The following is a 672-nucleotide window of genomic DNA, read 5'->3' as shown; positions in this document are numbered from 1 at the left end:
CTCCCACCGGTTCCTGACGGGGCGCCGGGACGGGCCTCCAGGTGCGCGTCGAGGAGGGTCAGCAGGTCGCGGGCGGTGGAGCGGACGGCCCCCGCGCCCGGCAGACCCGGGATCTCCCACGGGGGGCGGGCGCCGCCGTGCCCGTAGCCGGTGGCCGTGGTTCCCGGGGGGCCGGGCACGCAGGAGGTGCCGTACAGCCCGAGGGGGTCCAGGACACGGGCCGCGAGGTGGTCCCCGTACCGCGCCGTCCCGTCCGCCGTGCGCGCCCCGCCCGCGCCGGTGAGGAGATGGCCGAGGAGGGCCACCCCGAAGTTCGAGTACCGCATCCGCTCGCCGGGCCGGGCGCGGAGCCGGGTCCTGGCGAGGGCGTCCAGCAGGTCGTCCGTGTCGAACCGGGCGTACGGATTGCTCAGCCGGCGCCCGGCCGCACTGGCGAACAGACCCGGTGGCAGCCGGGGCAGTCCGGAGGTGTGGGTGGCCAGATGGAGCAGGGTGACGGGCCCGCCGCGCGGCTCCGGGACGGCCTCCGGGGGCAGGAAGCGGGTCAGCGGATCGCCGTGGGCGACCTCGCCGCGCGCCACCCGCTCGGCGAACAGCAGGGCCGTCAGACACTTCGTCAGGGAGCCGATCTCGAAGCGCGTGTCGGCGGTCACCGGCGCACCGCCCTCCCGG

1 protein-coding gene is annotated in these 672 nt (G+C 77.5%); it reads right to left on the bottom strand.

Annotation, left to right across the window (positions count from 1 at the left end; all coding sequences use genetic code 11):
• On the bottom strand, window positions 1-653 hold a 653-nt coding region (locus GT042_RS17120; RefSeq protein ID WP_345943803.1), incomplete at its 3' end, for a serine hydrolase domain-containing protein.
• Window positions 654-672: the final 19 nt, after the last annotated feature.

This window comes from Streptomyces sp. SID3212 (assembly GCF_009865405.1).
In the GTDB taxonomy this organism is placed as follows: Bacteria; Actinomycetota; Actinomycetes; order Streptomycetales; family Streptomycetaceae; genus Streptomyces.
This window is presented reverse-complemented; position numbering and strand designations above follow the sequence as displayed.